The 26511-nt window shown below is 37.9% G+C and carries 21 protein-coding genes; 9 read left to right on the forward strand and 12 right to left on the reverse strand.

Annotated elements, in window-relative coordinates:
* Nucleotides 1–117 precede the first annotated feature (117 nt).
* Nucleotides 118–879 (reverse strand): exodeoxyribonuclease III, encoded by a 762-nt coding sequence (locus QM524_RS12610; protein ID WP_283344882.1) that lies wholly within the window; start codon nt 877–879, stop codon nt 118–120.
* Nucleotides 880–1248: 369 nt separating this feature from the next.
* Here QM524_RS12610 and QM524_RS12615 point away from each other — a divergent pair, with 369 nt between their 5' ends.
* A complete protein-coding gene (locus QM524_RS12615; RefSeq protein ID WP_283344883.1) occupies nt 1249–2697 on the forward strand; it encodes an SGNH/GDSL hydrolase family protein in 1449 nt (482 codons plus the stop codon).
* A 191-nt stretch (nt 2698–2888) separates the two neighbouring features.
* Here the strand turns inward: QM524_RS12615 and QM524_RS12620 are convergent, their stop codons facing one another.
* Together QM524_RS12620 and QM524_RS12625 are read right to left on the reverse strand one after the other, a co-directional pair.
* Nucleotides 2889–3245, reverse strand: a complete 357-nt coding sequence (locus QM524_RS12620; protein ID WP_095163539.1) for a hypothetical protein — start codon at nt 3243–3245, stop codon at nt 2889–2891.
* 47 nt (nt 3246–3292) lie between these two features.
* Nucleotides 3293–3637, reverse strand: coding sequence for a carboxymuconolactone decarboxylase family protein (locus QM524_RS12625; protein ID WP_283344884.1), 345 nt, complete (start codon nt 3635–3637; stop codon nt 3293–3295).
* A 114-nt stretch (nt 3638–3751) separates the two neighbouring features.
* Here QM524_RS12625 and QM524_RS12630 point away from each other — a divergent pair, with 114 nt between their 5' ends.
* Complete coding sequence (locus tag QM524_RS12630; protein ID WP_283344885.1) at nt 3752–4435, forward strand: ComF family protein; 684 nt, start codon at nt 3752–3754, stop codon at nt 4433–4435.
* Nucleotides 4436–4484: 49 nt separating this feature from the next.
* Here QM524_RS12630 and gldJ read toward each other — a convergent pair whose 3' ends face one another.
* The 5 genes from gldJ to QM524_RS12655 form a co-directional block, all read right to left on the reverse strand.
* On the reverse strand, nt 4485–5729 hold the full coding sequence (gene gldJ / locus QM524_RS12635; RefSeq protein ID WP_095163542.1) for a gliding motility lipoprotein GldJ: 1245 nt from the start codon (nt 5727–5729) through the stop codon (nt 4485–4487).
* Nucleotides 5730–5883: 154 nt separating this feature from the next.
* Complete coding sequence (gene mfd, locus QM524_RS12640) at nt 5884–9249, reverse strand: transcription-repair coupling factor (protein WP_283344886.1); 3366 nt, start codon at nt 9247–9249, stop codon at nt 5884–5886.
* 152 nt (nt 9250–9401) lie between these two features.
* Nucleotides 9402–11045 carry an OmpA family protein gene (locus QM524_RS12645; RefSeq protein ID WP_283344887.1) on the reverse strand — a complete coding sequence of 548 codons (1644 nt, stop codon included), beginning with the start codon at nt 11043–11045 and terminating at the stop codon, nt 9402–9404.
* Nucleotides 11046–11107: 62 nt separating this feature from the next.
* Nucleotides 11108–11689 (reverse strand): LOG family protein, encoded by a 582-nt coding sequence (locus tag QM524_RS12650; protein ID WP_283344888.1) that lies wholly within the window; start codon nt 11687–11689, stop codon nt 11108–11110.
* A 75-nt stretch (nt 11690–11764) separates the two neighbouring features.
* The gene (locus QM524_RS12655) at nt 11765–12673 is read right to left on the reverse strand and encodes a TIGR01777 family oxidoreductase (protein ID WP_283344889.1); all 909 of its coding nucleotides are present in this window, start codon (nt 12671–12673) and stop codon (nt 11765–11767) included.
* 561 nt (nt 12674–13234) lie between these two features.
* Here QM524_RS12655 and QM524_RS12660 point away from each other — a divergent pair.
* Entirely contained in the window at nt 13235–14038 is an 804-nt protein-coding gene (locus QM524_RS12660; protein WP_283344890.1) for a lysophospholipid acyltransferase family protein, read from the forward strand.
* A 4-nt stretch (nt 14039–14042) separates the two neighbouring features.
* Nucleotides 14043–14726, forward strand: coding sequence for a DNA repair protein RecO (recO, locus tag QM524_RS12665; protein WP_283344891.1), 684 nt, complete (start codon nt 14043–14045; stop codon nt 14724–14726).
* On the opposite strand, the gene lptB is transcribed toward recO, so the two are convergent.
* Nucleotides 14723–15454, reverse strand: coding sequence for an LPS export ABC transporter ATP-binding protein (gene lptB / locus QM524_RS12670; protein WP_095163549.1), 732 nt, complete (start codon nt 15452–15454; stop codon nt 14723–14725). The two genes, recO and lptB, sit on opposite strands and share 4 nt — an antisense overlap.
* A gap of 109 nt (nt 15455–15563) precedes the next feature.
* Complete coding sequence (gene recJ, locus QM524_RS12675; RefSeq protein ID WP_283344892.1) at nt 15564–17273, reverse strand: single-stranded-DNA-specific exonuclease RecJ; 1710 nt, start codon at nt 17271–17273, stop codon at nt 15564–15566.
* A gap of 167 nt (nt 17274–17440) precedes the next feature.
* Between recJ and QM524_RS12680 the strand changes: the two genes are divergently transcribed.
* A complete protein-coding gene (locus QM524_RS12680; protein ID WP_283344893.1) occupies nt 17441–18772 on the forward strand; it encodes an alpha-L-fucosidase in 1332 nt (443 codons plus the stop codon).
* A 367-nt stretch (nt 18773–19139) separates the two neighbouring features.
* On the opposite strand, the gene QM524_RS12685 is transcribed toward QM524_RS12680, so the two are convergent.
* Nucleotides 19140–19733 carry a NifU family protein gene (locus QM524_RS12685; protein WP_095163552.1) on the reverse strand — a complete coding sequence of 198 codons (594 nt, stop codon included), beginning with the start codon at nt 19731–19733 and terminating at the stop codon, nt 19140–19142.
* 487 nt (nt 19734–20220) lie between these two features.
* On the opposite strand from QM524_RS12685, the gene mutL reads away from it, so the two are divergent.
* The 4 genes from mutL (at nt 20221) to QM524_RS12705 (ending at nt 25363) form a co-directional block, all read left to right on the forward strand.
* Nucleotides 20221–22140 (forward strand): DNA mismatch repair endonuclease MutL, encoded by a 1920-nt coding sequence (mutL, locus tag QM524_RS12690; RefSeq protein WP_283344894.1) that lies wholly within the window; start codon nt 20221–20223, stop codon nt 22138–22140.
* A 44-nt stretch (nt 22141–22184) separates the two neighbouring features.
* Nucleotides 22185–23216, forward strand: a complete 1032-nt coding sequence (locus tag QM524_RS12695) for a M28 family peptidase (RefSeq protein WP_166578278.1) — start codon at nt 22185–22187, stop codon at nt 23214–23216.
* A 150-nt stretch (nt 23217–23366) separates the two neighbouring features.
* Nucleotides 23367–24464 (forward strand): glycine cleavage system aminomethyltransferase GcvT, encoded by a 1098-nt coding sequence (gene gcvT / locus QM524_RS12700; RefSeq protein WP_095163561.1) that lies wholly within the window; start codon nt 23367–23369, stop codon nt 24462–24464.
* Between the two features lie 194 nt (nt 24465–24658).
* Complete coding sequence (locus QM524_RS12705; protein ID WP_283344895.1) at nt 24659–25363, forward strand: 2-phosphosulfolactate phosphatase; 705 nt, start codon at nt 24659–24661, stop codon at nt 25361–25363.
* A 134-nt stretch (nt 25364–25497) separates the two neighbouring features.
* On the opposite strand, the gene QM524_RS12710 is transcribed toward QM524_RS12705, so the two are convergent.
* Nucleotides 25498–26505, reverse strand: coding sequence for a S41 family peptidase (locus QM524_RS12710; RefSeq protein ID WP_283344896.1), 1008 nt, complete (start codon nt 26503–26505; stop codon nt 25498–25500).
* Between the last annotated feature and the right edge of the window lie 6 nt (nt 26506–26511).

Genomic DNA, 26511 nt, shown 5'->3' on the forward strand with positions numbered 1-26511 from the left:
TGCGGATTATATGACGATTATAAGTCCAATAATCATGCTGAAATGGAAATTGGTAAGTATTCCACAGAAAGTTATCCACAAATTTATAAAATGTGGATAACTTTCTGTGGAGAATTCTTAATCTAACTCCACTACAGACGGACAATGGTCTGAATGTTTGGCTTCGGGTAAAATATAGGCACGAGTTAAACGGTCTTTCAATGGTAAAGTAGCGCAATGATAATCGATACGCCAGCCTAAGTTCTTGGCCCTCGCTCCTGCCCTAAAGCTCCACCAAGTGTAATGATGAGGCTCTGAATTGAAATGACGGAAGGTATCGATAAACCCACTGGCTAAAAACTGCCCCATCCACTCACGTTCTTCAGGTAAAAAACCAGAACTATTGGCATTGGATTTGGGATTGTGGATATCTATTGGTTGATGACAAATGTTATAATCGCCAGAAACAATAAGATTCGGAATTTGTACTTTCAAATCATTAATATATCCTTGAAAATCATCGAGCCATTGAAACTTGAATCCTTGTCGCTCGTCGCCACTCGAACCTGATGGCATATATACAGACATTAACGAAAAATCTTCAAAATCAGTACGAATGACACGTCCTTCATTGTCATAAGCTGCTATGCCACAGCCATATTCTACATGTTTGGGTAAAACTTTGGTAAAGATTGCTACACCCGAATAGCCTTTTTTCTGAGCAGAATACCAATATAAATGATATCCCAAATCTGTGAGAAGTTGCTTTTCTATTTGATGCTCTTCTGCTTTTAATTCTTGCAAGCAAATCATATCTGGATTGGCAGCCTGAAGCCACTCAATAAAGCCTTTAGAAATAGCCGAACGAATTCCGTTGACGTTGTAGGTAATGATTTTCATAAAACAAAAAGGATATTGTTGTTGAATATGCTGATTTAACAAACATTTTATCTCAAAGATAACCTTAAATCATGGCAAAGCCTCAATATTCTATGCTGGAAAGGATAGTTTTTGGGAGGAAAATGAAGACTGAAATTTTATTATATTCTAAGTAGGAAATAAACAAACTAAGGGTTGCTATTTTGCATACATTTGCATACATGATGCTTTTCTGATAATTTTTGGCTACATCCTAGAGTACTACTCCATGCAGAAAGCACTTTTCATCCCAATTGTATTACCCAACATTTCTTTCATACCTATTAGTTACATTAAACTGTGACTATTAAAGAGTTACAAAACAAGTGCTTACATCTTAAAACACCGACTATGAAAAAGATCATTAGATTTCTACCTTTATTGACCATCGCTATTTTAGCAAGTTGTTCATCCGAAGTATTACCTCCGCAAGTTGAGGTTCAGCCAGCACCTCCAGTGGTCAATCCTCCTAGTACGACAGGTAATGAGACTTTATTACCGCCATTATATCCATTTTCTGATAAATCTTACTTTATCAAGGGAGAAAGCTCTGTTACTTCCAATGTAGATATTTCTGCCTTTTTTCAAGGAAATAATACTCCTAACCTAGGCACTATCGTCAATAATGGCGAAAAGCTAAATTTGATTGCTATGGGTGGTGGCTTGACGGCTGGCGTTCGCAATGGGGGATTGTATCGAGTTGGACAAATGACATCGTTTCCCAATCTTGTAGCATGGCAAATGGGAATGAATAATTTTCAAAGCCCTTTGTTTTCTGCTTCAGAGGCAAATGGAACAGGATATTTAGCCCTTGTAGATGATGGTTCCTCCTATCCTACTTGGAAGGAAGTAAAAAATAATGTAACAACGGTAAAAGCTGGTACGCCTCCAATATTGACTAAATATCAAGGTAATTCAGCGCAAAACTACGGGTTACCCGAAAATGGTGGACTTACCATTGCAAGCAGAGTAGTTAATACCGAAACGCTTGATTTACTTGGAAATAGATGGAGTGTTGGTGGTGTTTTTGCTAGTCGCATCTTACCCGATGGAATTGACGATAAATCAGTATCATTAAGAGAACAAATATTAAAACAGCCTATTAACTTTTATCTATTGGAAGATGATAGTGATATGTTGATTTCGCTCATTAAAAATAATGGAAATGCTCTCAGTTCTTATGGGTATGAAAGGTACACGAATGGTCCCAAAATATTAGAAAAAACAATTGAAATGTTGTATGAAAAGGCGAAAGCGGACAAAGGAGTAGTCTTTACTTGGCCAATTATCACTGATTTGGCATATTTTAACTGGTATTCACTGGAAGAATTAAAAACTAAGGCAAAAAGTATTTCTATTAATGGCAATTCAACAGATATGTTGTTTATCCCAAGCCAAACAGTAGATATTTTGTTCAGAAATCTTAAAAAGGGCGATGATGTGTTTACCGTATTGCCCACTTCCACCTTCTTGAATACACAGATATTGAACAATAATACCCAGTTTATAAAACAGTATAACGACAGAATTAGGGCTTTGGCAAAAGAGAAAGGATTGGCAATTGTAGATTTAGAGAAAATTTATCATCAAATCCACCTCAACCAATATATCTCAGCCGATGGATTTAAAATTGATGGAGGAACAAGAGGAAATTTCTTTTCAGCAGATGGGATTTATCCTACAGCTATTGGTCAAGCAGTCATTGCCAACGAAGTAATAAAAGCCATCAATCAAACCTATAATGCTACTATTCCTCAGATTAATTTGCTTGCATATAGTAAATTGGTTGGAACAGAATAGATAGGCTATAAGCCAAAAGCACAAGATAAAAGCATATTCATGGTTACCTGAGAAATACTTTTATCTTGTGCTCACAACAAATAGCTTAATGCCTATAGTAGGTAAAATTAAAATATTGGGCTTTGGGTATTCTGTGAATTAAGGCTTTAGCTATTTCTAACCTATTTGCCTGATGCCTTTTGCCTAATACCTTAACTATTAAAAACCTCTTTTTCGAAATACTCAATTACATGAGCCTTTAAAAGCTTTTCTTGTTCCAATAGATTCACAAAAGGCAAAGGTTGAACCAGTTTCCAATGTGGCCAGCCATCTTGGTCGGTACCTTCTAGTTCGTATATCCCAGAAAAACTAAGCACTTTACAAATGGCAATGTGCATCAAGTCTTGTTTTTCTTCTTTGGTAAAAAAACGATGTCCTTTCCCTAGCTCTTGTACTCCGATTAAAAAAAGCACTGAATTAAGATCAGAAGGACGTTTTTCCATCATTCTTTCTAGTTTATCCAGAAGAATATCCCATTCTTGAGACAGGTTTTCTAATTCTATATCCATGGTATTGAGAAAATACGGTTTGATTTATGTCAGAACCGTTTTTCTGTTTATTGTTCTTGTTGTAAAGCTTCCCAATACTCAACAGCACGGCGTAAATGAGGAACAACGATTGTTCCGCCGATCAAAGTAGCTACTGAGAAAATTTCTTGAACTTCAGCATCCGTTACGCCGAACTCAAAGCATTTGCCCAAATGATATTTGACACAATCGTCGCAACGCAAAACCATAGAACAAGCTAAGCCCATCATCTCTTTAGTTTTTTCTGATAATGCACCCTCTGCGTAAGTATTGGTATCTAAATTGAAAATACGTTTGATTACTTTATTATCACCAGCTAAAATTTTTTCGTTCATTTTAGCTCTGTAGTCGTTAAATTCTGTGACTAAGCTCATAATGGTATTGTTTGTTTCTGAAAAAAATCGTTAATTCATTTAAAAGAACGCTAATTTACTAATAAAAAGCGCAAAGTCTATTACACCTAATACTCAACACCGATGACACCTAACATGTTCAAAGCATTTCTACAATTGCTTTTTCCTGACGTATGCGTGGCTTGCAAGGAGCCACTGGTAGCCCAAGAAAAACATCTTTGTACCGACTGCATGTTTGATTTACCCAAAACTGACTCTCACAAAGGGCTTTATCATGTTTTGGAAAATCGTTTTGCAGGTAGAATTATGCCCCAACATCAATTTGCCTATCTCAAATTCAAGAAAGCCAGTAATGTTCAACATATCATGCATGCCATCAAATATGGAGGCAATCAAGAACTAGGTCAAATGCTTGGAAGATGGTTTGGAGCCGATCTCAATGAAGTAGGTTTGGCAAATACTTTTGATGTATATATTCCTATTCCTTTGCATAAAAAACGACAATTAGAGCGGGGCTACAATCAGGCAACATGTATTGCAGAAGGACTCGCAGAAAGTTTGGGAGGTATTGTGTTGGAAAACGCTGTTCAACGCGTAAGAGCAACGGAATCACAAGTAAGAAAAAAGCGTATGGAACGTTTCGAGAATGTAGAAAAACTCTTTGAGGTGATAACTCCTGAAATACTTGAAAATAAAAGAATCGTTATTGTGGATGATACTTTGACTACGGGTGCCACAATAGGGTCGTGTTTTGAGGCTATAAAGGCAGTAAATCCGAAAGAAATCTCTATTATGGTGCTTGCATGTGCCGAACAATAAAAAAAGGGCTTAAAATCGAAATTTTAAGCCCTTTTCAAAATGAATATTCTTATTTATTAGTACCAGCACGAATCATCGCACATCTAAATCCGATAGTCGATGTTGACGAATCTTGGTCTAGGAATCTACGAGTACCTGGAGCTAACCAATAAGCTACATCTGCCCATGAACCACCTTTGTAAACTCTTGAATGGTTGTCAATTAAAGAGTTGTTATTTTTTCTATCGTAGTTTTTAGCATTATCCATGAAATCATTTCTACGAATAGGGTTCAAGTCGTTCATGTCTTCGTAAGAAAGTGGGCGATACAAGTCAAATACCCATTCATTTACGTTACCAGCCATTTGGTACAAACCAAAATCGTTTGCTGGATAATAATAAACTTCAGTTGTGATAATGGCTTTATCGTTACTCTTACCAGCAATACCAGCATAGTCACCACGACCACGTTTGAAGTTTGCTAACATTTCACCTTTATGTTTGCCTCTAGCTGTACGCATTGAAGGACCATCCCAAGGGTAAATACGTTGATTTACTTGGTTTTCATCTTCGTATTGCGTTCCAATCATAGCTTTTGCAGCATATTCCCACTCAGCTTCTGTTGGAAGACGGTAGGCAGGTAATACAATTCCTGATTCGATTGGAAGGCGTTGACCAGCAGAGAATGCAGGTGCGGCTTTTACTTCAGCACCAGCAGCTTTTCCCTTTCTTTTGGTAGTAGACTTCTTGCCTTTTTGGTTTTTCATGGCTAAGTCGTTGTTAACCGCCGCGGTACGCCAAGTACAATAGTCTGTCGCTTGAGTCCAAGAAACACCTACCAAAGGATACATACGGAAGCCTGGATAACGAAGATATTGCTCAACATAAGAGTCGTTGAACGCTAATTCGTCTTTCCAAACCAATGTATCTGGAAGAGCAGATTCATAAAACTCTTGTGAAGAGTCTTTTTGAATAGCATTGAGGTATTCGAGATAGTGAACATTGGCAATTTCTGTCTCATCCATATAGAATGACTGCACAGAAACGGTTCTTTCCAAGTTGTCACGAGTGTTGATAACATCTTCTTCAAGAGCACCCATCGTAAAGCGTCCACCTTCGATAAACACGAGGTTAGGACCTGTAGGTTGGCCTTTGAATTTTTTATCAACTTGGAATCCTCCTTTTTTGTTGTAGGTAATACCAGTAGCAGTACTGTTTTTACCTAGCTTAACACTATTCGGCTTTTTGCTTTTGCAACTGCTCACAAGGGCTAACCCTAGTAATAAAACAGCTACTGATTTGATAGACAACTTCATTTCTTAAATACTTGGATTGTCGTTGTATAAATATTTAATACTAAAATCGAGTTATTGATTAAACACAAAATTAGTGTTTTTGGTATAAAAAGCGCTGAAGCGACCCAATTTGTTTGCGCTTTTGAACGATGTTTGGGAAAATACTTCCAAAAAACTATCCTCGAGAGTATATGTCAGTCAGAATTGTTTGAAGTTCGTCAATAGAAGTGACTTTATCAAAGCTAAGGATTAACCGCCCTTTCGCTTCTTTGAGCGAACATTTTTTAGGGTTGACTTTCACATAATCAAGAATCTTGCCAAAAACACTTGATTTATAATACCTTTCGTTCTGTGAGGAAACGAAGAAACAACGCAGGTTATTATTTTTTAGCATAATTTTTTCAATTCCTAAAACTTCTGCTTTCCAACGAACTCGCACGATTTCTATCATATCCTTCACTTCTGGCGGAATTGGCCCAAAGCGGTCGTTAATAGCTCTTTGAAAATTCTTTAACTCTTCTTCCGATTTCATATCATCGAGTTGGGTATAAAGCGATAATCTTTCAGAAATAGAGGTTACGTAATTTTCTGGGATAAGTACGTGCATGTCGGTCTCAATCTGACAATCTACTTTTAATTTGTTGGCAGATTCGGCCAAATCATTTTCAAATAAGGCTCTAAATTCGTTTTCTTTTAGTTCTTGAACTGCTTCGTCGAGTATTTTATGATACATTTCGTATCCTAAATCATTAATAAAGCCACTTTGTTCTGCACCAAGCAAATTTCCTGCGCCACGAATATCCAAATCTCGCATAGCTACTTTGAATCCATCGCCCAAATCAGAGAATTCTTCCAAAGAGCTAAGGCGCTTACGAGCATCTGTAGTCAATAGAGAAAGTGCAGGGGTTAACAAATAGCAAAATGCTTTCTTGTTCGAACGCCCTACCCTACCTCGCATTTGGTGCAAATCAGAAAGTCCAAAATGATTGGCATGGTTGATAATAATCGTGTTTGCGTTCGGTATATCAATTCCCGACTCGATGATATTTGTAGAAACAAGGACATCATAATGACCTTCAATAAAGTTCATCATCACCTTTTCGAGTTTGTCGCCCTCCATTTGTCCGTGTGCGACTCCTATTTTGGCATCTGGAACCATGCGCAGAATCGTATTTCCAATACTTTCAAGCTCTGCCACTCGGTTGTGTACAAAATAGACTTGCCCGCCACGTTTCAACTCATAACTCACCGCATCCCGAATCAACTGGTCACTAAATACATGCAGTTCTGTAGTTACTGGCTGTCTATTTGGAGGAGGCGTAGCAATTACCGATAAATCCCTAGCACCCATTAGTGAAAAATGTAAAGTACGAGGAATTGGGGTAGCCGTAAGCGTTAGCACATCGATATTGACGCGCATTTCTTTGAGGCGGTCTTTAACCTTTACCCCAAATTTTTGCTCTTCATCAATAATCATTAAGCCTAAATTCTTAAAAGAAACGTCTTTATTCACAATGCGGTGCGTACCAATCAAGATGTCGGTTTCGCCATTTGCAACACGTTTTAGCGTTTCTTTAATTTGCTGTGTTGACTTAAAACGGTTGATATATTCGACACGACAAGGAAAATTTTCTAATCGATCACGGAAAGTACGGAAATGTTGCATGGCCAATACCGTAGTTGGAACCAAAATCGCCACTTGTTTGGAGTCTGCAACAGCTTTGAATGCCGCGCGAATAGCCACTTCGGTCTTTCCAAAACCCACATCACCACAAACTAGCCTATCCATAGGGTTTGGTTTTTCCATATCAGCTTTTACATCAGCTGTGGCTTTTGCCTGATCTGGGGTATCTTCATAGATAAACGAAGATTCCAATTCGGCTTGTAGGAAGCTATCTCTTGAAAAAGCATATCCCTGCGCCAAACGACGCTGTGCATAAAGAGCAATAAGCTCTTTGGCAATATCCTGAACTTGTTTCTTGATGCGTGATTTCTTATTCTCCCATTCTGGCGAACCTAATTTTGACATTGTTGGAGGCCCACCTTCTTTACCCGAAAATTTTGAAATTTTGTGCAAAGAGTGAATAGAGACCATCAATACGTCGTTGTCTCTAAAAATCAAACGGATAGCTTCTTGCTCAGATTCTCCGACTGTTACTTTATCAAGGCCTGCAAAACGCCCAATTCCGTAATCGACATGGGTCACATAATCGCCTACTTGCAAGGTTCTGAGCTCTTTGAGCGTAAGGGCTTTTGATTTAGAGTATTTACTTTTCTCTTTAAAACGGTGAAATCTATCAAATATCTGATGGTCGGTATAACAAACAATTTTGTTTTGCTCATCAATAAATCCTTCGCGAAGTCCAATAGTAATAGGCTGAAAGCGCACATTGGAGTCGATTTCTTCAAAAATCGTGGTCAGTCGTTCTAATTGACGCTGTGATTCGGAAGTGATAATATTCGTAAAATAAAAGCCTTGATATTCCCGAAGATTATCTGCCAAACGTTTAAAGTCTTTGTTGAACGAAGGTTGAGATTTGGCTTGATAGGTCAGTTTTTCGGTTTTATCTTTAAAATAAAACCTTCTTCCAAATTCAATAGAGCCAAATCCTTTGACTAACTGTAAAAAACTACGGCGACTTTCAAACAGTTGATTAGGGTCAGATACAACTTGAATTCCTCCACTTTTTGCTAAGATTTCTTGTAGACTTTGCTCTACTTTTTCAAAGCATTTTTCCACAATTTCTAAAGCATGTTCAACATCCTTAAACCAAAGGCGTGTATCGGGCGATAAAAATTGAAAGAAAGGCTCACGAGTTTCCTGAATTAGTTTGGTTTGAACGTCGGGAATGATATTGATTTTGGAAACTGATTCAATCGAAAGTTGTGAATCTGGGTCGAAAGTACGGATACTTTCGACTTCGTTGCCAAAGAGGTCAATACGATAAGGGAGTTCGTTCGAAAAACTAAAAACATCTACAATACCTCCACGAATAGAAAACTGCCCTGCTTCGTATACAAAATCAGTTTTTTCAAAATCATAACTTAATAAAACCTCTGCCAAAAAGTTTGTATCCAACTGTTCGTTCAAAGACACAGTAAGCGTATTTTTCATCAAAGAACGCTTGTTGATAACTTTCTCGAAAAGTGCTTCAGGATACGAAACAATGATTTGTCCTGTATTGGTATTATTGTTGATTTTACTCAAAACCTCTGCTCTCATCAATACATTGGCATTGTCAATATCTTGGTATTGATAGGCCTTTTTGTAGGACATTGGAAAAAGCATAGGAACTTCTTCGCCCAGTAAACTTTGGAGGTCGTTGAGGAAATATGCCGCCTCTTCACGGTCTTCAAGGATGAATAAATGGTCTTGTTTGGGGTTCAGTTGATGTATTGCTGAGGCAATAACGGCATCAAGACTACCAGAAAGCCCTTTTAATTGAATATGAGGATACTTTTCTCGGTTTTTGGTTTGCTCCGAAATAGTTTGCACAACGCCATCTTCACGGTAGAGCTTCAGGAAATCTTTAACAAGCATGGTTGAAAAAAAGCTAGAGTCTGTTTTTATCGTAAGGTAAGAGTTTTTCAGTTCTGAAAAACACAATTAGCCACAAAGGCTCAAATACCGAATATTTGAGCCTTTGTGGCAATCATTTTACAAAAATAACTGTAAAAAAGAGTAAATAGTTTTTAATTCTTCAAAATCTCAAACTCTACACGTCTATTAGTCGCCTGATTTTCTGGAGTATCGTTGGCTACCTTAGGGCGATTTTTGCCATATCCTTTTGCTATAATTCGCTCAGGAGTTACACCAAAAGCGATGAGTTGGTTACGCACTACATCTGCACGCTCTTGCGAGAGTCGGTTATTGACCTCATCGCTACCCACATTATCAGTATGCCCACTGATTTCAACATTGATTTTGTTCTTTTTGATAAACTCAGCGATACGCTTCAATTCAGGAGTTGATTCAGGCTGTAAGGAAGCTTTACCAAATTCGAAGAAAATGTTGTTCATCGTTATCTTCGTACCAGCTTCGATTGGGGCAACGGTAATATCTTTTCCTTCTATTTCAAGGTATTTTCCTGAAATTTTACTCAAATCAATATTCTGAGAAGTCCCTACAAAACCATCGATTTTGGTTGTAATACCATAGTTTTTACCGTAAGGCAATACGATTTTGTAAATACCAGTCAGCGGGTCTGGACTGGCTTGACCTAATTCTTTTCCAGTGGTCAAATCTTCATAAATGACTTTGGCGTTTTTAGGTACTTTCCCTGTTTTGCTATCAATCACTTTCCCTGCTACTAGGACAACAGGTTCTGATTTGGTAGCATCGGGTGCGGGTTGATTTTTGGTGTTTTTACTAGAAGGCTTATTGGTTGCGACAACTGGGTCGTTACCCGCTTGGATTGGCGAAGTAGCGGAGGCGTCTAGTTTTAAACGAAAAATATCCTTTTTACCAAGAGAGCTTTTTCCAGAAATAAAATAAGCATAATCGCCAGAGGCTGGAATCGTGTAATAGGCATCATATTCATCGGTATTGATAGGTTCGCCGATGTTTTGAGGCTCTGTCCAGTTGACCCAAGTTTCGTCTTTACGTTTACAAACATAGATGTCATTGCTACCTTTTCCACCTTCTCTGTTACTAGAGAAATACAAAGTTTTACCATCGGCAGCCAAAAAAGGTGTTGTTTCGGTAAAGTTGGTGTTGATATCATCACCCAAATTCATGGGTTCAGACCAAGTTCCATCATCTTCTAAAAAAGAAGCATAGATATCATCTTCATCAGAGTTTTTCTTTTCTGAAAAGGCCATTAATAAAACCTTTCCATCGGCAGACAAGAAGCCATGTTCGTTTTTACCTCTGCTTAATTTTTCGTATTTAGGAATTTCTAATTTGCGCGGAAGTCCCCAGCCTCCTTCAAGTTTTTTGGCGATAGAAAAACCTCGTGTTTCGTATTGTCCATTCAAATAAGCACCCTTCATGAGAATAGTTTGCCCATCGGGAGATATACTCAGAATACTATTGTATTGGTCTCTGTTGAGGTTTTCGGACATACGTCTAGCAGGTGTCCATGCACCCATCGTATTTTCTGAAAACCAAATATCTTGGGAGCCAGCTATCTGCTCAGAACCATTAACACCGTACTTGTTTTGAGGGTGATTTTTGCGTCCAAAAAAAAGTGTTTTACCATCAGGAGACATAACGGGTCCCAATTCTGAATATTCGGTATTAATGGCAGTACCAAGGTTTTCGGGTTTGTTTTGTGCCATCAAGAATGCAGATGGGATACACAACAAAACGATAGCCAACGAAGTATAGGTTTTCATGAAAATAGCCAATATTAAAGGGTTTATATCATAGGCAAACGAACAAAGCTGTCCCTGTATTGTTAGGCTTTATTCACCCATTTACCAACAGGGAAATCTGGATATTCAGCTTGTTCCATACGATTGATGAGGCTTTCAAGGTTGTCATCAATCATCAACATATCCAAATTGGTTTGCTTTAAGAAACCTTCTTTCACCATTTTATGAATCATTTCGATCAAGGGGTCATAAAAACCATTAACATTGAGCAGGCCAACAGGCATTTGGTGAAGTCCTAATTGTTTCCAAGTAAGTATTTCAAAAAGCTCATCGAGCGTTCCCCAGCCGCCTGGCAATGCTACCACTGCATCTGAAATTTCAGCCATCAATTGCTTGCGCTGGTGCATAGTTTCCACGATATGAATTTGAGTAAGGCCTTTATGCTGAACCTCAAATTTTTCCATAAAAGAAGGAATTACGCCAATCACCTCTCCCCCATTTTCAAGTACTGCATCGGCGATTATTCCCATAATACCAACGCTACCGGCACCGTAAACAAGCGTTTTGTTTTTTTCTACTAAAAGCTTGCCAGCGGCAACAGCTGTATTTTTATAAATCTCATCGAAGCCAACAGATGCTCCGCAATACACCAAGATATTTTTCATGTTCAGAGTGTTCAAAAAAATGTTTATTGTTGAATAAAGTCCCACAAAATAACAGTTTTTAAACTCTCATGATAGCTATTTTTTGAAAATATCACGTAAAGCCGCTTCTGGGTCATCATACAAAAATGTAAAAGAAGTTTCCTGTTTGACCTTATTGTTGAGTACTTTATTACCTCCAAGTACAATAGAAGCCATTTCTCCAAAAATGATTTTTAGTACGAAAGACGGAACATTTGGTAGCCATAACGGGCGATTCAATACGCTTGCCAAAATCTGATTGAACGTTCGGTTGTTGATAGGATTGTCTGCAACTGCATTGAAAACACCTTGAACAGTAGGGGTAAATAGTGCATGGATAAAGAGTCTGCAAAGGTCATCAATATGTATCCATGACAGAAATTGTTCGCCTGTACCAAGTGGTGATCCAAAGCCAAATTTGGTTGGCAGAGCCATTTTGGGCAGTGCTCCTCCTTTCTCTGCTAGTACGATACCAATGCGGAGTTTGGTCGTTCTGATACCAAGATTTGCTATTTGGTCAGCGGCTTTTTCCCAAAGAATACAACACTCGGAAACGAAGTCATTGCCTGCTTGAGACTCTTCGGTAATGATAGCACTCCCTGTATCTGCGCCGTAAAATCCAATCCCTGATGCTGATACAAACCCTTGAATTTTGTGTGGAATCATTTGGAGTTTTTGCGCAATCAGCGCCATTGATTTTGTTCGAGAATCAATGATTTCTTTTTTGCGTTCTGGTGTCCAACGTTCATCTGCAATCCCTGCACCTGCCAAGTGGATGATATAGTCAGCTCCGCGAAGAGCCTCCTCATCAATGATTCCTTTGTCTATATCCCAAACGAAAGTTTTTACGTTTCCTCTCTGTTGAGCTTTGCGACTCAGATGCCAAACCGAATGACCTTGTTCGGTGAGGAGCTCAGTAAGCCGTGTGCCCACAAGCCCAGTTCCTCCAGTGATTAGTATGTTCATTAGTTTAGGTTTTTACAATAAAAATAAAGGTTGTAATGCCAAAATGAAGTAAAATTATCCTTCATTAAAGTAAACAAGAAAATGAATAGAATGGTTATTTTGAAATTTAATGAGTGCTAATATTTTGATTATCAATTGTTTAATTTTTGATTGAACGTTCGGTTGTTTAACTAAAAGGATAAATAAAACTTATATTATCCTTTTAGTTAATTTATTGTCTTTTAGGTAATGATTGCAAATTAAGCTAAAACCTACAACACAAATTTGGCGAGTATATACTAACCATAGAAACAAATTATAGCGCTTGTTTGAATAAAAAATAAAGAATATAATAGTTTGATTGAACGTTCGAATAGTATTACTTCTGGTAATTTCTTCATAAAATGAGATAGGCTAAACTATTTATAAACACAGGTTAGGTATGGCGAGAGCCAAAATAGTGATTGATATTATTTGTAAAAAAATGTATATCTTCGACCAATTAAGTATTGTCTAAAACGACTCAAAAACCAAACTATTTCTTAGACAGAAATACCGTCTAAGACACTAAAACTGCTAGCAATGAAATTACATATCCGAAATTTTTTATCCATGTTTGATGTCTTTGGAATTGTGGAGAGAGACCCTTTTGGTAATTCGATGTTTCTGAAAAGAATCATCATGTTTACTTTAGGCTGGATAACTTACGGAAGATTGAGAGTTTATAATAAAACCAAAATTAGTGGGACAGAACACCTCGAAAATTTGCCACAAACGGGGGTCCTATTCTTGTCAAATCACCAAACTTATTTCATGGATGTGATTTGCTTGTATCATGTTTTTTTTAGTATCAAATGGGGCTTCAAAAATTCTATAAACTTTCCCATTTACTTATTGGCACCTAGATCACGCCTATTTTATGTGGCCGCCTCAGAGACGATGAAGGAAGGAGGTTTGCTGCCGAGAATATTCTCACAAGCAGGAGCTATTTTAGTAAATCGCTCGTGGAGAGCCAAAGGACATGACGTAAAAAGAGAATTGGATACTGCTGCAAACGATAAGGTAGGATTAGGTTTAAAATACGGCTGGGTAGTGAGTTTTCCGCAAGGAACAACTACGCCTTACGCTCCTCTTCGTAAAGGAACCGCGCACTTGATAAAAGCGCACAATCCCATTGTGGTTCCTGTGGTAATCAACGGTTTTAGAAGAGCCTTTGACAAAAAAGGACTTTTATTTAAAAAACGTAATACAACGCTTTCGGTTACATTCAAAGAGCCAATTCAATTTGACCCCAATATGCCAGTTGAAGAGATAATGGATATTTTGCGGGAGCAGATAGAACAAAAAATACCTGTCGAAAAATTGAAGTGGAGAAGAGAAGAATAATGTCATGCTAAGTAAAACTCAAGGAATCGTCATCAACTATGTGAAGTATAAAGAAAGCTCGATTATTGCCAAAATCTATACCAAAGAGTTTGGTATACAATCGTACATTGAGAATGGGGTAAGGAGTGCAAGAGCCAAAAACAAAATAGCACTTTTTCAGCCACTCACTTTACTCGACCTTGTGATATATCATAAGGAAGGGAAGGATATTCATCGTATTGCTGAAATCAAATGTAATCATCCATTCGAATCTATTCCTTATGAGATAGCCAAATCATCGGTAGCGATTTTTGTCACTGAGATTTTGACCAAAACGCTAAGGGAAGAAACCCCGAATGAACAACTGTTCGAATTTGTAGAGCAATCGATATTGTGGCTAGACGGTGCCGATAAGCACTTTGAGTGCTTTCATATTCAGTTTTTATTGTCAATGACAGCGTATTTAGGTTTTTTGCCTGAAACACTTGAAGAGATGGAAGAGGAATTGAGCTTGTACGGATACCCTTTAACCAAAGGAGCTAAAGCTGGGCTTCAACTCCTTTGGGGTTTGGAATATGGAGAAGTACCGAGAATAGATCGTCATTCGAGAAATGAAATGGTAGAGATCCTATTACACTGGTACAAAATACATTTAGAGACTTTTGGAGAGATAAAATCTTTGGCTGTTCTCAAAGAGATATTGCACTAGATTTTGCGCTTTAATTCAAAGTGTTTACCAAGATACAAGCGACGCACTTGTTCATCAGAAGCAAGGTCTTCGGGTGTACCTGATTTTAGAATCTTTCCTTCAAATAACAAATAAGCACGGTCAGTAATCGATAATGTTTCGTCTACGTTGTGGTCGGTAATAAGGATACCAATATTGCGATATTTGAGCTTGGCTACGATACCTTGAATTTCCTCTACAGCAATAGGGTCAACTCCTGCGAAAGGCTCATCTAACAAAATGAATTTTGGGTCAACCGCCAAGGCACGGGCAATTTCGGTACGACGACGCTCGCCTCCAGATAGTACTTGTCCAAGGTTTTTGCGAACATGAGTCAATGAAAATTCTTCCAGTAATTGCTCTGTTTTTTCTTTTTGCTCTTTTTTAGACAGGCTAGTTAATTCCAATACTGCTAATATATTTTCTTCAACCGATAGCGTTCTGAAAACAGATGCTTCTTGAGCCAAATAGCCAATTCCCAAACGTGCACGCTTGTACATGGGCAAGTTAGTCACATCCAAATCATCGAGATATACTTTTCCAGAATTAGGCTTTACCAAACCTGTTGCCATGTAAAACGAAGTCGTTTTACCAGCACCATTAGGACCGAGCAAACCTACAATTTCGCCTTGTTCTACTTGGTAGCTTACATTGTTGTTGACCAAGCGCTGACCATATTTCTTTACAAGATTTTCTGTTCTTAGTAGCATAATTGCTGTGGCAAAATCCTTTGAAATAACCCTGCCGTTTTTATCTATGAATTAAAATAGAATACGATATTTAGAAACAAACACAAACTGAAAGCATCTGTGCTTTTAGTTATTCAAACTTAATATCTTTCAACATAAGTTGAAAACTCTTTTTACCCTGCCACTCATTGATTTCGATGGTATAACAAATAGAGCAAGTTTGAACTTCTAATAATTTATCAAAAAAGTCTTCCACCATGCCAAAACCAACACAGGTAAAAGCCGCTGAACCTTCTTGAAATGCTTGAAACTTCAGATGCTTTTCCTTCATTTTGATCGGAGCACCATACAGTTGTACCTTATGACTGACAAAAACAGGTGTCATATTTTGAGGACCAAATGGCGACATTTGACTCATAATACGATGAAACTTGTCGGTAATAGCCGATAATGGCAATGCCAAGTCTATTTCTATTAGTGGAGACAGTTGTTCTTGTAAGATTTTTCGAGAAACAACTTCTTCAAACTTTCTTCTAAAATTTTCAATTTGGTTTAGCTCTAACGTAAGACCAGCCGCAAAAGTGTGTCCACCAAATTGAATCAAATGCTCCGAACATTCTTCAATGGCGTCATAAACATCAAACCCTGGCACTGAGCGAGCCGAACCAGCAGCATTGCCATGAGATTCTGTCAAAATAATGGTAGGACGATGATATTTTTCGATACATCTACTTGCTACAATTCCGATTACACCTTTATGCCAAGCTTCATTGAATAACACCGTGCTTTTGGCCGCAACCAAATCACTATTTTGGGCAATCATTTCCAACGCCTCGGCCGTAATCGATGAATCAAGTCCTTTGCGGTCGGTATTATGTTGACCAATCACACGGGCAAATTCCTCAGCTTTTTGTTCGTCCTCAGATAACATTAGGTCAACAGCATCGTACGCATGGCGAATTCTTCCTGCTGCGTTGATTCTTGGACCTAACCCAAATACTACTTTGGTAATATCCATTTTGCCTTCCAGCGAAGCGGATTTAATCAACGCTTTTAGTCCAGTTCTTGGATAGGTATTGAGTTGTTGTAAACCATAAAAAGCCAAAACTCGGTTTTCACCCACAATTGGCACAATATCACAACTAATACTCGTCACGACTAAATCCAAATAAGGCAGCAATAAATTGACATCTATATCTTTTACCTGACAGTAGGCTTGCAAAAGCTTGAAGCCCACGCCACAACCTGTTAATTCCTTGAAGGGATATAGACAGTCTTCACGTTTGGGGTCTAGTACCGCTACCGCATCTGGCAACTCGTCGCCTGGTCGGTGGTGATCGCATATAATAAAATCTACGCCATGTTCTTTTGCCCAAGCTACCTTATCAATAGATTTGATTCCACAGTCGAGGCTTACGATGAGGGCAAAACCATTTTCGGCGGCATATTCAATCCCTTTTTGCGAAACACCGTAGCCTTCGGCATAACGATCGGGAATATAAAATTCAATATTCTGATGAATATACTTTTGCAAAAATCCATAAAACATAGCAACAGAAGTAGTACCATCTACATCATAATCACCATATATTAGTATTTTCTCATTTTGCTCAACGGCTTTACTCAATCGTTCAACTGCGATGGTCATGTCTGCCATCAAGTACGGGTCGTGTAAATCAGATAAGCTAGGACGAAAAAAATGCTTAGCTTCATCGAATGTACCAACGCCTCGCTGACCTAGCAAGGTAGCAATTTCATAACTAACACCTAATTCTTTTGATAGGGTATCTACTATTTCTGAAGATGGTAATTTTTTATAATTCCAACGTTTTTCGACCATGGACTGATGACTGTGTATAACAAGATGTTGATTATTAAATAGCAAAGTTATACTTAAATATAGGAGACTTGCAAAGAAGGACTATGACTATAAGATTTTTTAAGAAATTCACACGGTATTCTTGGCATGCTAGCACTCAATTTTCAATCATTAACTAGTTTATTTCTATGAAAAGATTATTAACAATTTTATCAACACTCTGTTGGTTGAGCTTCAATCTACAGGCTCAGAAAAGCACCTCTCCCAACTCTTTGCAGGAACGAATGCAATGGTTTCAGGATGGCAAATTAGGAGTTTTCATCCACTGGGGTATCTATTCTGTAAAAGGAGTCGACGAAAGTTGGAGCTTTCACAACCACAAAATATCCTATAAAGACTATATGGATCAGCTCAATGGATTTACAGCAAGTAAATATAATCCTGAAGAATGGGCAGCTTTAATTAAAGAAAGTGGCGCAAGATATGCTGTTATTACCACCAAGCATCATGATGGTGTGGCACTTTGGCCAACTAAAGAAAAACATTTTAGTGCCGTAAAAAACACTCCAGCCAAAAGAGATTTGATAAAGCCATTTTTTACAGCTCTAGAAAAACAAGGTATTAAAAAAGGAGCCTACTTTTCTTTAATTGATTGGAGTCACCCTGATTACCCCGCTATACTGAGAGATAGTAATCGATATAAAATGCAAGATGATTTGGCTCGCTGGGGACGCTTCAAAACCTTTGCACATAACCAAATAGATGAACTATTGGCAAACTATAATCCAGATCTTTGGTGGTTTGATGGCGAATGGGAACATAGTTCGAAGGAATGGGAATCTGAAAAAATCAAAGATAAAATACTAAAAGCTCAACCTTGGGCAATTGCCAACGACCGACTCTTAGATTTTGGACATTATGAAACTTACGAACAAACTATCCCTCCTACCCGACCAAAGAAATTTCCTTACTGGGAAGCTTGTATGACGTCTAATCTCAATTGGGGATATCACCCTGATGATACCAATTACAAAACTCCTTTTCAGGTTATTTCAATCTTTGCGGATGTGATTAGCAATGGTGGGGTTTACCTATTTGATATTGGGCCTAAAGAGGACGGTACTATTCCTGCCGAACAAGTTCATATTTTGAAAGAACTAGGAAAATGGAATAAGAAACACGAGGAGGCTGTTTTTGGAACTATTGCAGGTATCGAAGCAGGGCATTTTTATGGACCTACAACGTTGTCTAAAGATTCAACTACTTTGTATTTGTTTTTACAACCACAATCTTCAGGGCAAGTCATGTTGAAGGGGTTGAATAATAAAATCAATAAAATTAGGGTTGTGGGAACAAATCACGAACTAACTCATCAAGTACAAAGCAAAATGACTTGGGGTAATGTGCCAGGGATTGTATTCATGGATGTTCCTGCAAAAGTAAATGATACTTATATGACAGTTTTAGCACTAGAACTCGAAAAACCAATTAGTATTTATAAAAGTGATGGAGAGAAATAGGGGCTAATTTGAAGATGTGTCAATTTGAAGATTTGAAAATGTGTTAAATTTCACTTTGAGACGATTATCAAAATAGGCATGAGTCATTCCTAATTGAGTGATTTAATGAATGAGTGATTATGTTAAAATTTGTTCCCTAGCAGTAGAGACGCAATGATTACGTCTCAATACAAATGAAATCTAGCATGGAGGTATAAAAAAGGCGTTCGAAAAACTAATTTCGAACGCCTTTTTTGATGAAAGCTTGGCGAATAATCTCAATTCCGAAATTCGGGATGACTTATGTCTGACTCAGTAATAGACGTAAAGTATTTCGTCTCTACGAGCCTTGATCATTCAAAACTCCGCACTCAAAACTCCACAATTACTAGACTCCTTCAGCTACTACTTCTTTTACGTCAGGAACCATTCTTGTCAAAAGGTTTTCGATACCAGCCTTCAACGTCATCGTTGAAGAAGGACACCCTGAGCAAGAACCTTGAAGTAATACCTTCACTGTACCTTCGTTGAATGAGTGGAAACTAATAGCGCCACCGTCTGATTCAACGGCAGGACGCACGTATTGGTCAAGAACAGCTTTGATTTTGATAACAGTATCCGAATCAGGCTCGCCCGAAGGATTTGTTTCGTGTGCTTTTATGGTTGATTGAGCAAAAACTTCTTTTTTATCCTCGAAGAATTTTTTCAAAAACTGCTTCAAATTGAATAATTCATCTTCCCATTTAGTTTCTTCATCCTTGGTTACAGTCACAAAGTTGGAAGAAATAAATACTCTTTTTACAAAATCAAAACCGAATAACTCAACCGCTAAAGGAGAGTTTTTCTCTTCCGAAATTGCTTCTGAAGGTGTTGCATAATCGAAAGAAGCACCTTCTGGTGCCAATTCAAAGTTCAACACAAACTTCATTGAATTAGGGTTTGGGGTTGATTCTGTATAAATAAATATCTGAGATTTTAACATGATGCCTGTTTAGTTTGATTAGCTATTATGGTTGTTATAACAAAGGATGTCCAAAATTAGTTTGGAAAGTTTGATAATTGCCAATGCTTTCTTTCAAAAATTTGATTTTAGGTAAAAATCCTACGGAAGAATCTGATAATGAGACTATAGACTAATTGAAGGAAGAATGACAAGAGAGATGAACATTTACTGAATAATAAACTAAAATTTGTATTTGATAAAGGTGTTTTTCTTGTGTTTATAAAGGGTACTCAATCAAGTTAATGTATTGTTAATGAGAATCTTTTCTGTCAAAAAATGAGATTTTATCGTATTTTTGTAAAGTTTTTTTCCTGAAAAAAGATACCTAATTTATAAGTACTCCGAGTTCAAATGTCGTTTTTTTGTTGGGAATCCCTCCGATAATGCCGAACTTAGTAGAGTGATTGTAGAAAATGAATGTTTTGAAGACATGAGTTTTCAAACCCTAAAAATTTAGCTGATACAAATGTTAGATATAATTCAACTGCTTCCTGATTCGATTGCGAACCAGATTGCTGCTGGGGAGGTAGTTCAAAGACCTTCTTCTGTGGTGAAGGAGTTGTTAGAGAATTCTATAGATGCCGAAGCCACTCAGATTCAATTGATTGTGAGAGAGGCTGGCAAAACCCTCATTCAGGTTATCGACAACGGTAAAGGTATGTCCGAAACCGATGCTCGAATGTGCTTTGAGCGCCACGCTACTTCCAAAATCCGTACTTCCGACGATTTGTTTAAAATCCGTACTATGGGATTTAGAGGCGAAGCTATGGCCTCAATTGCGGCGGTATCTCAGGTAGAACTAAAAACCCGACGTAGCACAGATGAACTAGGTACGATGGTAAGAATTGAAGCGTCTGAGCTAAAAGCACAAGAGGCTATTTCGACACCTGAAGGCACCAACCTTTTGGTCAAAAACCTTTTCTACAATGTTCCCGCTCGTCGTAATTTCCTAAAGTCCAATCCTGTTGAAATGCGTCATATCATCGACGAGTTTCAGCGTGTGGCTTTGTCAAATCCAGATATTGCTTTTTCATTGTATCATAACGATGCCGAGATTTATAATCTGCCTTCTGGCAAATTAAGTCGCCGTATTGTGGATTTGTTTGGCAAAAGCTATCGTGAGCAATTAGCGCCTTGCGAGGAAGAAACATCATTTGTCACAGTTCGTGGATTTGTGGGAAAACCGCAGTTTGCCAAGAAAACTCGTGGCGAGCAGTTTTTCTTTGCCAATAATCGTTTTATCAAAAACAGTTATCTCAATCACGCTGTGATGTCGGCGTTCGAAGGATTAATGCCCGAAGGCTCTCATCCTTTTTATGTTTTATTTATTGAGATAGACCCTGTCCATATTGATATAAACGTACACCCTACTAAAACAGAAATCAAATTTGATGATGAACGTACTGTTTATGCCATCGTGCAAGCCGCTGTACGCAAATCGATGAGCCAGCATAATTTGGCGCCATCACTCGACTTTGATACCAATATCAATTACTCTAATCAGTTTTTTAGCTTTAATAATGCTCCTACGCCAACATCAACGGCTGTTCCGAGCAAAATGAATCAAGCTGATTTTGACAGCGAAAGACCTTTTGCAAAGCCCGAAATGTCACCTCGTGAAAAAAGTAATCTTTCAAATTGGAACAAATTGTATGAAGGACTAGACAATACCGTTGAAAGTTTTGAGCAAAAAAGAGTAGAACAATCATCATTTAATTTTAGAAATGAGGAAGATTATCCCGAGTCTCAGCCTTTCACGCTCAAAAGCAAAGCCAATGATTTGTTAGAGTCTCGTCCATTACGCAGTTCGCAGGATTCAGATGCGACAACTTTCCAGATTCACAACCGATACATTATTTCTCAGGTAAAATCAGGAATGTTATTGATTGATCAGCGTGCAGCTTATGAGCGTATTTTGTATGAGAAATTTGTACAATATCTTCAGAAAAATAATGGAACATCGCAGCAACTACTTTTTCCATCAACAATTAAGTTAACTCCTGCGGATTTTCATTTATTAGTCGAAATCCAAGATGAAGTTCGTAACCTTGGTTTTGATTTAAGCGTAATTGGTCATGACTCATTTATTGTTAATGGTATCCCTGCAGATTCGCCCGATGAAAATGAACAAGCTTTGATTGAAGGTTTATTGGAGCAATTCAAGCGCAACGAATCGGAGTTGCATCTCGACAGAGTTGAAAACTTAGCTAGATCGATGGCAAAACGTTCGGCAGGAAGATTTGGCATGTCTCGTTTATCAAACCAAGAAATGAATACTTTAGTCGAGCAACTTTTTGCCTCATCTAATCCAAGCTATTCGCCAAGCGGTGAGCTCACCATGAAGATTTTGGGATTAGCTGAAATAGCCAATATATTTCAAAAATAAAATTTCCTCCAAGGCATCTGCAAAGGTGCCTTATTTATATGTATATGAAAACGTCTAAAATCGCTCTTGTTTTGCTAGGCATATTTGTTTTTTCTGGCGTAGGAGTTTATCTCAAATCTTGTCAAGAAAAATCTAGTTCAACAACCGAGCAAGCAAGTACCCAAGCCCCAACAGCCGATCAAGGGCTGTTACCAGCCGCTACCTTCAATGCCGATTCTGCTTATAAGTTTGTCGAAAAGCAAGTTGAATTTGGTCCAAGAGTTCCTAATACAAAGTCTCACAAAGCTTGTGCAGCATGGTTAGCCGACCAATTGAAAGCTTATGGATGTCAGGTAATCAATCAAAACTTTGTGGCAACAACTTACGATGGCAAAAAGCTCAATGCTGTAAATATCATTGGAACTTATAACCCTGGAGCAGCCAAAAGAATCTTATTGGCAGCACACTGGGATACAAGACCTATTGCAGATAAAGACACTAAAGATAAGGATAAGCCAATCGACGGAGCCAATGATGGTGCAAGTGGTGTAGGCGTTTTGTTAGAAATTGCAAGAGCTATTAAAGATGCCCAAAACAAACCTAATGTTGGAATTGACTTTATCTTGTTTGATGCCGAAGACAATGGTGAGCCAAACGAATATCGTGGCGATTCTGGTAATCAGGTATGGTGGTGCTTAGGCTCACAATATTGGGCAGCCAACAAGCACGTGCCAAATTATCAAGCCTATTATGGTATCTTGTTAGATATGGTTGGTGCAAAAGGCGCTGTTTTTCCACATGAAGGATTATCAATGCAATATGCTCCTATCTTAACAAGAAGTATTTGGGATATAGCCTCAAGACTAGGATATGGCAATTTATTTATTGATGCCGATGGTGGTGCATTAACCGACGACCATGCTTTTGTGAACGATATTGGTAAAATTCAAATGATTGATATTGTGGAGCTTCGACCAAATGATCCTAAAACTTTTGGCTCATATCATCATACTCATAATGATAATATGAATGTAATTGATAAAAATACGTTGAAAGCTGTTGGTCAAACAGTTTTGACAGCTTTGTATCAAGAATAGTGCTTTTCGGAGCATTTTGATGATCCCAAAAAATGCAGATTTGTGTTTTTTGGGATTTTTTTGTGGATAAATGCAAAAGCCTTGCTTTTGACACTCGATGGATATAGATACTTTCTGTACCTTTGTGCATCTTTTTCAACCAACTACCAAATGGAACAAACAGAACAATTAAAACTCGTATTTCTCAATGATGTACATGTCGCATTAGGAGCTAAAATGGTACCTTTTGCAGGATATTCAATGCCAGTTTTATATACCAACTTGATTCAAGAACACCTTGCTGTTCGTAACTCAGTTGGGGTATTTGATGTATCTCACATGGGTGAATTTGTGGTAAAGGGCGAGCGTGCGACTGAATTTTTACAGTATGTTACCTCAAATGACGTAGCTGCTTTGTATGATGGCAAAGTGCAATATTCTTGCTTGCCAAATGACAAAGGTGGTATCGTAGACGATTTGTTGATTTACCGCCGTTCGGAAAACGAATACTTTGTGGTAGTAAATGCTTCTAACATCGAAAAGGATTGGAACTGGATGCAGAGCCACAATACTTTTGATGTAGAGATGCAAAATATTAGTGATGGAATCAGTCTATTTGCTGTTCAAGGGCCGAAAGGGGTAGCTACCATGCAAAAATTGACTGACCTTGATCTTGGTTCTATGGAGTACTATACTTTCAAAGAAGGTACAGTAGCAGGTATCGAAAATGTACTAATTGCCACAACAGGTTATACTGGTGCAGGTGGTATGGAGGTATATGTAAAAAATGAGGATGCCAAAATCATGTGGGATGCTATTTTTGCAGCAGGAGCAGAATTTGGTATCGTGCCAGTAGGCTTAGGTGCACGTGATACTTTGCGTACTGAAATGGGCTACTGTTTGTATGGCAACGATATTGATGATACAACCTCTCCTATCGAAGCTGGTTTGGGCTGGATTACAAAGTTCAACAAAGAATTTGTGAACTCGGCTTTCCACAAACAAATCAAAGAAAATGGTCCAACCAAGAAATTGGTAGCATTTGAAATGGTAGATCGTGGTATTCCTCGCCAGCACTATGAAATTATGGATGCAACAGGTAATATCATCGGTGAAGTTACTTCAGGAACTCAGTCGCCATCATTGAATAAAGGTATCGGATTAGGTTATGTAGCTAAGGAGTTCAGTAAATTAGGTACAGAAATTTATATCAACATCCGCAACAAATATTTGAAAGCTCAAGTGGTAAAATTGCCATTTCTTAAATAAGTAATTACGTTCTAGGTAATAAGCTGTAAGCATAAGGCAAAAAGTTTACAATTGTTTTTAATAGAATAACAGGAACTCTTTTGCCTAATGCATATAGCTTACAGCCTAAAGCATAATAATAATATCAAGTCAGAAACTTAACCTTTTCGAGCAAGAAGTCTTAGGGCTTTTTGCTCGAAACATTTTGTCCAATCATGAAAACCATTGATGTTTGTTTAACGCCAGAATTATTACATCTTCATAATATCGAAAACTCAATCGTTGTGGTTGTGGATGTTTTCAGAGCTACATCTTGTATGACAACAGCATTTGCCAACGGTGTGGGGTCTATCATCCCTGTTGCTACCATTGACGAATGTGTTGCTTATCAACAACAAGGCTATTTGGCCGCTGCTGAGCGTGACGGAAAAACACCAGAAGGCTTTGATTTCGATAACTCGCCATTTAGTTATATGGTCGATAAAGTGAAAGATGCAACAATTTGTGTGACAACCACCAATGGGACTTTGGCTATTACCAAATCAAAATCTGCGGTGAAAGTAATGGTTGGCTCATTCCTTAACCTAGGTGCTTTGGCAACCTATCTTAAGGACCAGCAGTATGATGTATTGATTTTATGTGCTGGTTGGAAAGGTAAGCCAAACTTGGAAGATACCTTATTCGCTGGAGCTTTAGTAGAGCGATTGAAAGAGTCGTTTATGATTGAAGAGGATTCTGCGTTAATGGCCTTACGTCAATATCAAAATGCAAAAGATGACTTATTGTCTTATGTAGCATCTTCATCACACGTTCGTCGTTTGCAAAGATTAGGTATTCAAAAAGATATTGCTTACTGTTTACAACATGATTTATATGATGTTTTACCTGTGCTAAGAGGTAATGCTTTAGTAAATATGTAAGGTTTTTGTTATTTGTTAACAGTGTATCAGTTATCAGGATATATTGTTGATAATATTGATGAAATATATTTAGTACTTGAGCAAATGAGTGATTGTGATAAATAACAATCACTCATCACTCGATCTCAACTCACTCAATTCAAGAGCGCTATCGCTTTCTCTAAGATTGTATCAATTTTAGCAGTTTCATCCTTTGTGGTAATGTTTACTCGATAATCAGGTTTGATACCGTTTTCAATATCCTCCTTTTGGGTATTTGAAAAAGCCACTGCCGAAAAGCGGTATAACCAGCCATTAGGTAATTCACCACCGATAGGTCCCGCTCCTCCTCCTCCCGTAATGTCACCAACTAAAGTCACTTTTTTTTGCTCTGACATAGCCGATGCAAACATATTGGCGGCACTAAACACCCGTCTATTTGTTAGTATGATGATTTTTTTCCCATAAAATGAACCACTGGGTTCCACATAGACAGGCGTATAATCTTTAAAATCGTTAGGAGTTGCGCTATTTTTGCTTCTGGTGTATCCGATAAGGGTTTTTTGGGAAACAAAATGCTGCATAAGGCGCTTAATATTTTCTACTGAGCCACCATTGTTATCTCTAATATCAATAATCAAACCTTTGGTGATAATCATTTTATTGAGAATACTATTCCACTCATTTTCATCTAAAGTAGTCGAAAAACTGCCATAATAGATATAACCTATGTTTTCATTAAAAATACTACTTCTTACTTTTTGCCCATAACCGAATTTGAGATATTGATTGGTTAAAATACTATCATTAAAATTGTGGGCATAACCTCTCAGTAAGCCCAAAGACGAATAATAGGTATAACTATAGCGGGTATTAGGAATTTGTAGATTGACATGACCATCCCGAAGCTCATTCATCATCTGACTAACAATAGTAAAAAAGGCTTCTTGAGTTAGTTGGTCATTTACTTTTGGTCTGTATTTGTCATAAATACTCTGCCAATTAATTCCCTTTAGTTCAAAATAACAATATTTATCTCTGACCGTTTTCCACAATAAATCAAAGTTTTCGGTAGGAGTATTGGGTGGGTTTGGAGAAATAAAGAGTTTTTCACAACTCAAAAATGTGAATCCCAATAGTATTAATAGAATGAATTTTTTCATAGAAAA

Origin of the sequence: Flectobacillus roseus, from assembly GCF_030056595.1 — a bacterium.
Classification (GTDB): Bacteria; Bacteroidota; Bacteroidia; order Cytophagales; family Spirosomataceae; genus Flectobacillus; species Flectobacillus roseus.

Coding starts and splice junctions, on each gene's coding strand:
- QM524_RS12610 (WP_283344882.1), bottom strand. CDS start 879: ATGAAAATCATTACCTACAACGTCAACGGAATTCGTTCGGCTATTTCT.
- QM524_RS12615 (WP_283344883.1), top strand. CDS start 1,249: ATGAAAAAGATCATTAGATTTCTACCTTTATTGACCATCGCTATTTTA.
- QM524_RS12620 (WP_095163539.1), bottom strand. CDS start 3,245: ATGGATATAGAATTAGAAAACCTGTCTCAAGAATGGGATATTCTTCTG.
- QM524_RS12625 (WP_283344884.1), bottom strand. CDS start 3,637: ATGAGCTTAGTCACAGAATTTAACGACTACAGAGCTAAAATGAACGAA.
- QM524_RS12630 (WP_283344885.1), top strand. CDS start 3,752: ATGTTCAAAGCATTTCTACAATTGCTTTTTCCTGACGTATGCGTGGCT.
- gldJ (WP_095163542.1), bottom strand. CDS start 5,729: ATGAAGTTGTCTATCAAATCAGTAGCTGTTTTATTACTAGGGTTAGCC.
- mfd (WP_283344886.1), bottom strand. CDS start 9,249: ATGCTTGTTAAAGATTTCCTGAAGCTCTACCGTGAAGATGGCGTTGTG.
- QM524_RS12645 (WP_283344887.1), bottom strand. CDS start 11,045: ATGAAAACCTATACTTCGTTGGCTATCGTTTTGTTGTGTATCCCATCT.
- QM524_RS12650 (WP_283344888.1), bottom strand. CDS start 11,689: ATGAAAAATATCTTGGTGTATTGCGGAGCATCTGTTGGCTTCGATGAG.
- QM524_RS12655 (WP_283344889.1), bottom strand. CDS start 12,673: ATGAACATACTAATCACTGGAGGAACTGGGCTTGTGGGCACACGGCTT.
- QM524_RS12660 (WP_283344890.1), top strand. CDS start 13,235: ATGAAATTACATATCCGAAATTTTTTATCCATGTTTGATGTCTTTGGA.
- recO (WP_283344891.1), top strand. CDS start 14,043: ATGCTAAGTAAAACTCAAGGAATCGTCATCAACTATGTGAAGTATAAA.
- lptB (WP_095163549.1), bottom strand. CDS start 15,454: ATGCTACTAAGAACAGAAAATCTTGTAAAGAAATATGGTCAGCGCTTG.
- recJ (WP_283344892.1), bottom strand. CDS start 17,273: ATGGTCGAAAAACGTTGGAATTATAAAAAATTACCATCTTCAGAAATA.
- QM524_RS12680 (WP_283344893.1), top strand. CDS start 17,441: ATGAAAAGATTATTAACAATTTTATCAACACTCTGTTGGTTGAGCTTC.
- QM524_RS12685 (WP_095163552.1), bottom strand. CDS start 19,733: ATGTTAAAATCTCAGATATTTATTTATACAGAATCAACCCCAAACCCT.
- mutL (WP_283344894.1), top strand. CDS start 20,221: ATGTTAGATATAATTCAACTGCTTCCTGATTCGATTGCGAACCAGATT.
- QM524_RS12695 (WP_166578278.1), top strand. CDS start 22,185: ATGAAAACGTCTAAAATCGCTCTTGTTTTGCTAGGCATATTTGTTTTT.
- gcvT (WP_095163561.1), top strand. CDS start 23,367: ATGGAACAAACAGAACAATTAAAACTCGTATTTCTCAATGATGTACAT.
- QM524_RS12705 (WP_283344895.1), top strand. CDS start 24,659: ATGAAAACCATTGATGTTTGTTTAACGCCAGAATTATTACATCTTCAT.
- QM524_RS12710 (WP_283344896.1), bottom strand. CDS start 26,505: ATGAAAAAATTCATTCTATTAATACTATTGGGATTCACATTTTTGAGT.